Annotated in this window: 9 protein-coding genes and 1 pseudogene; 2 read left to right on the forward strand and 8 right to left on the reverse strand. The window is 33.3% G+C overall.

Annotation, left to right across the window (positions count from 1 at the left end; translation table 11 throughout):
- Window positions 1-183 precede the first annotated feature (183 nt).
- Window positions 184-588, forward strand: coding sequence for a plasmid mobilization protein (locus ACP3TL_RS14885; RefSeq protein WP_069828096.1), 405 nt, complete (start codon window positions 184-186; stop codon window positions 586-588).
- A gap of 332 nt (window positions 589-920) precedes the next feature.
- On the opposite strand, the pseudogene ACP3TL_RS14890 reads toward ACP3TL_RS14885, so the two are convergent.
- Window positions 921-1,592: pseudogene (locus ACP3TL_RS14890) on the reverse strand (IS6 family transposase).
- Between the two features lie 127 nt (window positions 1,593-1,719).
- On the opposite strand from ACP3TL_RS14890, the gene dld reads away from it, so the two are divergent.
- On the forward strand, window positions 1,720-3,399 hold the full coding sequence (dld, locus tag ACP3TL_RS14895) for a D-lactate dehydrogenase (RefSeq protein WP_069828397.1): 1,680 nt from the start codon (window positions 1,720-1,722) through the stop codon (window positions 3,397-3,399).
- A 519-nt stretch (window positions 3,400-3,918) separates the two neighbouring features.
- Here the strand turns inward: dld and ACP3TL_RS14900 are convergent.
- The 7 genes from ACP3TL_RS14900 to ACP3TL_RS14930 form a co-directional block, all read right to left on the reverse strand.
- Window positions 3,919-4,593, reverse strand: coding sequence for an IS6-like element IS257 family transposase (locus ACP3TL_RS14900; protein WP_285336886.1), 675 nt, complete (start codon window positions 4,591-4,593; stop codon window positions 3,919-3,921).
- 300 nt (window positions 4,594-4,893) lie between these two features.
- Window positions 4,894-5,334 carry an NUDIX domain-containing protein gene (locus ACP3TL_RS14905; RefSeq protein WP_002476233.1) on the reverse strand — a complete coding sequence of 147 codons (441 nt, stop codon included), beginning with the start codon at window positions 5,332-5,334 and terminating at the stop codon, window positions 4,894-4,896.
- A gap of 413 nt (window positions 5,335-5,747) precedes the next feature.
- Window positions 5,748-6,608 carry a replication initiation protein gene (locus tag ACP3TL_RS14910; protein WP_426433223.1) on the reverse strand — a complete coding sequence of 287 codons (861 nt, stop codon included), beginning with the start codon at window positions 6,606-6,608 and terminating at the stop codon, window positions 5,748-5,750.
- 619 nt (window positions 6,609-7,227) lie between these two features.
- Window positions 7,228-7,350 (reverse strand): hypothetical protein, encoded by a 123-nt coding sequence (locus tag ACP3TL_RS14915; RefSeq protein ID WP_261721902.1) that lies wholly within the window; start codon window positions 7,348-7,350, stop codon window positions 7,228-7,230.
- A gap of 91 nt (window positions 7,351-7,441) precedes the next feature.
- Window positions 7,442-8,059 carry an MATE family efflux transporter gene (locus ACP3TL_RS14920; protein WP_369080785.1) on the reverse strand — a complete coding sequence of 206 codons (618 nt, stop codon included), beginning with the start codon at window positions 8,057-8,059 and terminating at the stop codon, window positions 7,442-7,444.
- Window positions 7,962-8,921 carry a relaxase/mobilization nuclease domain-containing protein gene (locus ACP3TL_RS14925; protein ID WP_426433224.1) on the reverse strand — a complete coding sequence of 320 codons (960 nt, stop codon included), beginning with the start codon at window positions 8,919-8,921 and terminating at the stop codon, window positions 7,962-7,964. Before ACP3TL_RS14925 ends, ACP3TL_RS14920 begins: the two co-directional genes overlap by 98 nt.
- Complete coding sequence (locus ACP3TL_RS14930; protein ID WP_285336905.1) at window positions 8,903-9,301, reverse strand: plasmid mobilization protein; 399 nt, start codon at window positions 9,299-9,301, stop codon at window positions 8,903-8,905. Before ACP3TL_RS14930 ends, ACP3TL_RS14925 begins: the two co-directional genes overlap by 19 nt.
- Window positions 9,302-9,512 lie beyond the last annotated feature (211 nt).

The raw sequence follows: 9,512 nt of genomic DNA on the forward strand, positions 1-9,512 counted from the left end.
GTAGTCCATACGCTCAAAAATGTGAGCGTATAAAATGAGTAATTACTAAATAAAATTTTATATTTTATTATTAGTAATCACTCAAAAATATCTTCCACCTATGTTATAGTATTTACTAAGTAATAACTCAATAAAATAAATGTATTTTATATGAGTAATCATTTAGTAAAAGGTGGAATAAAAATGCCAAGTCAAGACCAAAAAAAAGCTAAAACAATCAATATCAATTTAACCGAAGAAGAATATGAGAAAGTAAGAGCATTAGCTCAAATCAGAGATTTAAATCCAACAGCTTATACACGTTTAGCAGCACTCGGCAATCGAATAAAACCAACGGTAATTGAAATACCTAAAGAACAAATCACGATTGATGAACATGAAGAAATTGAAAAATTGAGAGCAGAAAATAAAGAGTTAAAAGCGCAAAAACAATATGATAGTGAGCGCATAGAATTGTTAAATAGCTTTATTAAGCATGTTAATGATAATGGATATATTGATTTTCAAGGGTATAAAAACGATGTTGATTTAATGCGAAAAATGGCAAATTACAGCGAAGGTACAAATGTAAATGTGGAAAAAAATTGAAAAGAAATGTAAGAGAAATAAGCCTTTACTTCTCTTGATAGCGATTCAATCAATTATAAATTATTTGATTGTTCTTTTTATAAATGCGAGAAATGCTTCAATTTTTGGAATTATAGGGACAATAGTAGTGTTCACAATATTTGATTTAATTATAAATAAAAATGATGATGAACCCAAAACGTATAGTATAAAAAAATGGAGTGTCTGGAATAAGTGCAGTTTAATTAGTGTATCTCTAAGTATGATTATCTTTCATTTATGTATAGGTTCTGTTGCAAAGTAAAAAAATATAGCTAACCACTAATTTATCATGTCAGTGTTCGCTTAACTTGCTAGCATGATGCTAATTTCGTGGCATGGCGAAAATCCGTAGATCTAAAGAGACCTGCGGTTCTTTTTATATAGAGCGTAAATACATTCAATACCTTTTAAAGTATTCTTTGCTGTATTGATACTTTGATACCTTGTCTTTCTTACTTTAATATGACGATGATCTTGCTCAATGAGATTATTCAGATATTTCGATGTACAATGACAGTCAGGTTTAAGTTTAAAAGCTTTAATGACTTTAGCCATTGCGACCTTCGTTGAAGGTGCCTGATCTGTAATTACCTTTTGAGGTTTACCAAATTGTTTAATGAGACGTTTGATAAATACATATGCTGAATGATTATCTCGTTGCTTACGCAACCAAATATCTAATGTATGTCCCTCTGCATCAATGGCACGATATAAATAGTTCCATTTTCCTTTTATTTTGATGTACGTCTCATCAATACGCCATTTGTAATAAGCTTTTTTATGCTTTTTCTTCCAAATTTGATATAAAATCGGGGCATATTCTTGAACCCAACGGTAGACCGTTGAATGATGAACGTTTACACCACGTTCCCTTAATATTTAAGATATATCACGACAACTCAATGCATATCTTAGATAGTAGACAACGCAACGGCTACAGTGATAACATCCTTGTTAAATTGTTTATATCTGAAATAGTTCATACAAAAGACTCCTTTTTATTAAAATTATACTATAAATTCAACTTTGCAACAGAACCAAAAAAGCGTATCATTGAAAGCGTAATGATTAAAACGTTTTTTACAAACGTTATAGAGGGGAGAAGTTAATATGGACTTAGTCGAAGAACTAGTCAATGTTGTTGGTAAAAAAAATGTTATTACTGACAAGGCAAAATCTTTACGTTTTAGGAAAGGGTACCGCTCAGGTAAGGGCGATGCAGTTGCAGTCGTATTTCCAACCACTTTAATGGCAATGTGGCGTGTGCTTAATGTTTTGCATGATAACAATATTATCATTATTATGCAAGCAGCCAACACTAGTTTGACTGAGGGATCCGTACCAGCCCCAGGTTATGACCGTTCTGCAGTTGTTGTGAACGGCATGAAAATTAAAGATTTACAGTTAATCAATAATGGGGAACAAGTACTAGCATTCCCCGGTACGACACTGTTTCACTTAGAAAATGAATTGCGACCACTTAAACGTGAACCACATTCAGTCATTGGCTCATCTAATTTGGGTGCATCGGTCATTGGTGGTATTAACAACAATTCTGGTGGTGCTTTGATCAGAAGAGGTCCAGCTTATACAGAGCTATCATTGTATGTTTGGATTGATGAACATGACGAAATGCACTTAGTTAACCATTTAGGCATTGATTTGGGCAAAACGCCCGAAGAGATTATTACTAATTTGCAGAACCGCAATTTTGATTTGAATCAAGTACCAGCTACTGAACATCATGGTTCAATGTTCCATCATAAACAGGTTGTGCGTGACGTTGAATCTGATAAGCCTATTCGATATAATGCAAATCCTAAACAATTGTATGAAGTATCTGGATCGTCCGGTCACGTTGCGGCATTGGCTGTCCGCTTAGATACATTCCCAATGGATAAAAAAACACAAATGTTTTACATTGGAACGAATAATCCCGATGAGTTGGAAGATATTCGTCGCCATATTATGACGACATTCAAAGAATTGCCTGTTTCTGGTGAATATATGCATAAAAATGCTTATAAATTGGCCAAGAAATATGGTAAAGACTCACTAATTGTGATTGAAAAAATTGGTACGGGTCATTTGCCCCAAATGTTTAAGCTAAAAGCATGGGGCGAACGCTTTTTGAAGCACATTCCGTTTTTCAAACCTTATTTCCCAGATCGTTTGCTTCAAACATTAAGTAATTTATTTCCTAATCAAATGCCAAAGCGGTTAGATGATTATTACGAAAAGTACGACCATCACCTACAATTGAAAATGGCTGATAATGGTATTGAAGAAGCGCGAGAGTATCTCAAATCTTATTTTGACAAAGCCAGTGGCGACTACTTTGAAGCCGATGCCAATGAGACCAGTAAAGCGGAAACTCACCGCTATGTAACAGCTGGGGTTGCGATTCGATATCAAGAATTAAAACAGGATAGTATTGACATTTTGCCACTAGATATCGCGTTGGCAAGTAATGATTATAAGTGGTTCGAGCATTTGCCTAAAGAGATTGAAGACAAAATAGAACACAAAATTTATTATGGTCACTTACTTGATCACGTTATGCACCAGGATTATATTCTAAAACCTGGCATCGATGCGCATGAACTTAAAAAAGAAATGCTTAAAATTTTGGATGAGCGTCACGCTGTTTATCCAGCCGAACACAATGTTGGGCATCTATATTTGGCAGCACCGGCCTTAATCAAGCACTATAAGAAAAATGATCCAACTAATAGTTTCAACCCTGGCGTTGGTAAACAAACAATGTCTAAATATTGGGGCGAATACTAAAATAAAAAGTTTGTTAAAAAATAACCGTTATCGTCATTTGTCGATTCATCGGTTATTTTTTTATTAGGGACTATGTAATGTGAATGTTTTATTTTTAGGTAGATTGTAAAATTGATAGATTGTAAAATTTAAGTTGAACATTTTAGTGGACAGAAAAACCCATAAAGGTCTTTAATGGTGTCATCACAACATTCCACTAGAAAGAAGGACCTTTATGGGCACCACTATTTTATCATTTGAAGACCGCGTTGTCATCGAAACACTTCATCATGAAAGGTAGATTGTAAAATTAATCCGAACACTGGTCAGACAATTTTGGGGCCTATGATATTTGGTGTTGATAGATAAAATTCATCAACACTATTCTTATACTTAAACACCAAATATCATAGAACCATAATTAACAGAGCAAATCAGGTCACAACTTATAAGTTGTGTCTTTGTTTTTTATCCCCTATAAGGTTCTGTTGCAAAGTAAAAAAATATAGCTAACCACTAATTTATCATGTCAGTGTTCGCTTAACTTGCTAGCATGATGCTAATTTCGTGGCATGGCGAAAATCCGTAGATCTGAAGGGACCTGCGGTTCTTTTTATATAGAGCGTAAATACATTCAATACCTTTTAAAGTATTCTTTGCCGTATTGATACTTTGATATCTTGTCTTTCTTACTTTAATATGACGGTGATCTTGCTCAATGAGGTTATTCAGATATTTCGATGTACAATGACAGTCAGGTTTAAGTTTAAAAGCTTTAATTACTTTAGCCATTGCTACCTTCGTTGAAGGTGCCTGATCTGTAATTACCTTTTGAGGTTTACCAAATTGTTTAATGAGACGTTTGATAAACGCATATGCTGAATGATTATCTCGTTGCTTACGCAACCAAATATCTAATGTATGTCCCTCTGCATCAATGGCACGATATAAATAGCTCCATTTTCCTTTTATTTTGATGTACGTCTCATCAATACGCCATTTGTAATAAGCTTTTTTATGCTTTTTCTTCCAAATTTGATACAAAATTGGGGCATATTCTTGAACCCAACGGTAGACCGTTGAATGATGAACGTTTACACCACGTTCCCTTAATATTTCAGATATATCACGATAACTCAATGCATATCTTAGATAGTAGCCAACGGTTACAGTGATAACATCCTTGTTAAATTGTTTATATCTGAAATAGTTCATACAGAAGACTCCTTTTTGTTAAAATTATACTATAAATTCAACTTTGCAACAGAACCTATGTATAGAAGAAAATGATGACAGAGAAGCGTTCATAAAGGTAAATTGGTCAGATATCTTTTCGCTCGAAGGATATTTATCGTTAGCATTTTTATTAGCATTATATTTTATTCCTCTAGTAGGTCTTTTTTATTGGTTAATAGATAACAAAGAAAATAGGGGTAATCGGAAAATAGTGTGGAATTTTTTATCTGAACCCCTCTTTTTACTAATCCCCCCGTTAACTTAACAAGGATTTACTTTTTAACGAATAAAAGCTAAGTCATCATTGGCAAGGGCGTCATTTAACCATTGAGGATGCATTTTCAATAAGTCTCTTGGTAAACTTTGTTGTTCAAAAAATTGAATTTCTTGTGACTCAGAAGAATTACATCGTAGTTCACCCCCAGTAATTTCAGCAAGAAAACAAGTTGTTATAAAATGCACTACTCTTCCATTTGGATAAGTAAAAACCTGAGAATCAGGCTCAGAGTACACACCTATAAGCTTTTTAATTCTAATATCTAAATTGGTTTCCTCTTTTATTTCTCTAATAGCTGCTTCAGAAACTGTTTCCCCTATTTCTATATGTCCTGAAGGAATACCCCAAAGTCCTACATCGGACCTTTTTTGCAACAAAACTTGGTTCTCCTCATTCAAAATAATAACTGCAACACCAGCTTTCAAATCATCGATCCTTTTCATACGATAAATACCTCCTAAATAATAAAAAAAGAGCCAAAGAGAAAGATTTCAACGCATAACAACTACGCTGAACCTTCCCCCTCGGACCTTTTATGTCAATAGGTGCCTTTTACATATTGTAAAAGATGTAGCCCTCGGTCACTGACCTACCTAGATAGCGGAACCCTAGCTACAGTTTTCTAGTTCATTTTTATGCTACCACAATTACTTAGAAAATAAAAGATACTCTTCAACTAGCCTGACCTTAGTTTAGCAAAAATCTACCAGCTATAATGTTTTTCCACACGATAATCCGAATACCCGAAAATAGTGAAACAAAAAGAAAGCTACAGAAAATAAAAGGAAAAATAAAGAGGAAATTAAAGATAAATAAAAAAAGCCCCAACCATCACGTCTGATCGGTGGGGCTTTTTTTATTCATCTTTGCTTTTGTTCATTTTCTCTAAAAACGCTCGGCGTTCTTCTTCTGTGTATTCTAAGGTTTCAGAATTACTTTGTTCATGTTGTTTATTTTTTAACCATTCGGGCGTCATCTCACGATTAATATTATGCTTTGATTTACCTACATTCGCCATGTCCGGTTGTCGCTTGCTATGAATACGTTTCTCAGGTTCAAAAGTAAATTCTAACCATTCGATTTTACGTGATTTCTTAGCAGAAATTTTATTAATATTAAGGTCTTTAAATATAAAACCTAATTCATTAATAATTGGCTTGAATACCCGTTTGTTAATATCATTCATTTTATATGATTTAGGGATATCTAAACGTTCTCTCAAATCGTCCATTCCAATTTTAAAATAGCCAGTATGCTTATACTGCTTTAAAATCCTAAACATATTTTTGGCGTAAGTTGATTTGAGCTGTGTCATCTCTTGAAGTTCAAATTTAGTAAAGTTACCAGTTAATTCATTCAAGATATGTTTTAACTCTGGTGCAGTAGATATTTGTAATGTTTTTTCATTCAAGTCAATTTCATATTTATAAAATAAAACAAAACTTGTGATTTTATTTTCAGTACGAATTGTGTAATTAATATTTAACATTTTACTATAAACGTGTTGTAAATCAGCTACGAATTTATCCATATGCCTTATATCTGGGTTATAAGCGCTTAATTCTTTTAGTTCATCAAACGTTAACGTTAATGTTTCGCAGTCTTTTTCTTTCAGTTTATTACACATAGCGAAAAATAAATCTATTTCTGTACTTGTAAACTTTCTTAAAGGTACTAAATTCAATGCGTTTTGGTACACAACAGTCTCTCCAGTCATGTTATAATCACTCCTATACAGTATATATATCTTTTTAAAAGGGACTAATTAGAGGTTAGTCCCTTTTTTTATTTGTTAAAAACCATAATAAAGCAAATAAATGCAACAGTCAAATGCTAAAAGGGACTAATTATATTTACGTCCTGTACAGTGTGATAAAATGTCCCCCTTAGTGTGATAAAATGTCCCCCTTAGTGTGATAAAATGTCCCCCTTAGTGTGATAAAATGTCCCCCTTAGGGTCTGAAACTCCTTCTCGCAGTAAGGTTCAAAGGGTGCCTAAAAAGGGTTTAAAAAGATTTTAAAAATATATTAAAAAGTTCCAGCCCAAAATGCACAAGTTCAAAATACTTAAAAACAATGTATAAATTCTATTAGAATTTATTTATATTTAAAAAACCTAAACCATTACTTTTTTTCAAAAAAGTAAAATCAAAAAACTTCTTGAACTCGCCGTTCAAACTGCAGGGAATTGGAGGTTGTCCAATTCCACTACAGTTAGTGTGGCGAGTAGTGAGAATGTATCAACTCCTTATACTCATTCACTTTGTTCATTCCGTTACCGTTGACACATACAAAAATAAGAGTCTAGAACCATGTTCTAAACCCTTAAATCATAATTAATAATCTTTAGATAGTTTGTATTGCTTATAAGCTAAATAAACGATACAAACTTGAACGATTACTTGAGCTAAGCTTAATACAAGACTAATTCGTTTTTTTAATTTTTCACGGTTAGACATTTTTCCACTCCTTAACTTTATAAATACTATATACCCTTATTTTGAATTTTAAGGGGGTATTTAGAGCTTATAGAGATTTTAGGTACAAATCCTAGAATTTATTATCTAAAGCGTCTATAAACTTCGTACATGCCCACAGAATAAAGAATAACAATATAAACGGAATGATATAGAATAAATAAGCCAAATATCTCCAAATAGATTCACCTTGCACAATTTGATCATGAATGGTGTCTGCATAACTGTTAAGCATTAATATATCCCCTATTGGTCCAGTTATCAGTGATACTAGGGAGACGATTAAAACAACAAAAAATAAAGAAAATATGCCTTGATTCATTTTACTTAACGATTTGTTGTATTTACCTATCAACTTATCGTTATCTTGAAATTTACCTTCAAGTGTTTTTTTATATTCTTGTATTTCTGTTCTTGTCTGCTTATTACTTTCGATTACCCCATTCATAAGTGTTTTTGTATTGTTATCTATCTTTTTAAACTTATTGTCTAGGGCTTTTTGAAAGTCTTGTTCTTGATTATCGGTATTTATTTTATTTAAATATGCGTTAGCTACTGATTTATATCTCACATGCAAGTCATCGCTTGCTTGATTAAAGGTGGAGGTCGATTCCTCTATCTTTTTTATTAACTGATTGTGTTGTTCGACTCTCTTGTTCTCTTTGTCTTCTAAGTCTTTCATTCTCTGCATTAATGCGCTCATTTTCTCTTCGTTCTCGCTCGGATCTAAGTCGTCGTTCGTTTTCTTCTCTAAATTCGTCCCAATCTCCTTTTGTTGCTTTAAAATTTGGTCTAATTTCTTGTTCAGACTGTCGATTTCGTCTTTGTTTCTCAAGTCTAAAGCCATCGTCCAACTCCTCCTTGTCATAGTCATTACCAAGTTTGCTACCACGCACTTTTTTATCTTCTTCAATATGTTTATAAGTTATGGTCTTATCTGTTACACGTGCGATTTCAACGCCTTTTGGTTTAAGTAATTCGTTAAATTCGTCAAAATCTGCTGCTTGTTCTTTGGTATCTTCAATCGCTATTCTAATTTGATTTTTCCATGATGCTTTTACATCTTCAGATTTATCCATAATGTTTTGTTCTGCTTGTGTGTAGCGTATTTGTGCTTGTTTGTCTGGAATTGATAGGTTATGCGTTTTAGAGATTTCATCATTTGCCTGTCTGATGTCTTTTAATGCTTGCTTGTTGTTATAAAATTTCTTTCCTGTTTCTAAATCAACTGAATTAATCACAATATGATTATGAACGTGATCTGTATCGTTATGTGTGTAAACTGCGACTTGATGATTTGGCGCTATCTTCTCGGCTAACTCTAAACCTAATTGATTACATTGTTCCGGTGTTACTTCGTCAGGTTTAAACGACTGAATGATTACATGTCCTTGGTTGCCATTTGTTTTACCATATAACTCACGTGTTGCTTTAAAACTGCTTTTTGCATAATCAATATCGCAATTCAAAGCACTTTTTTCTTCTGCACGTTTTTCTGCGTAATTAATTGCACGACTTGTTGATTTGGTCGAACTTATTTTAGTTGTTGCCATATCTCATGCAACTCCTTTTTAACTGAATTAAACCCATTAATTAATTCATCATATTTCTGTTCTGGTAAATTTACTGCTTGTTCTTTGTGTTGATTAAACCATTTAGCAATCTGATTTATATTGCCCCCCATAGTACCTAAACCTTTAACAATCGATTGTCGCGACTCTTTATCTAATTTGGGCGCTACTAATCGACTGCCTTGTGCCTTTTTCTTAACGAAAGAAGCCACACTCATATTCAAAGTTTCAGCAGATGACTTCAACTTTTCATATTCGGATTCACTCACACGAAAGCTAATTTGTTTCGGCTCTTTGCGGTCGGGGTTTCGATTTTTCCCGACAGCATTATCGCTCGACAAATTATCATTTTGTTCGTTCACAATCCCACCACCTTTACTACGTAAAATAAATAATAATCTTTAGTTAATATTATAACATAATATTAACTTCAAATCATTATTTAAGTGGTTTGGCAAGCACTGAAAAGTATAGCCACTTCGTGCCAATATTTTCTTGCTTGTTGGGGGAAACGCCCCCAATCCCCCTGTGATTTTTTCTGCGAAAAAATAGCAAATACAAGTGAGTATTTGC

The organism is Staphylococcus caseorum (genome assembly GCF_049943195.1).
Classification (GTDB): Bacteria; Bacillota; Bacilli; order Staphylococcales; family Staphylococcaceae; genus Staphylococcus; species Staphylococcus equorum_A.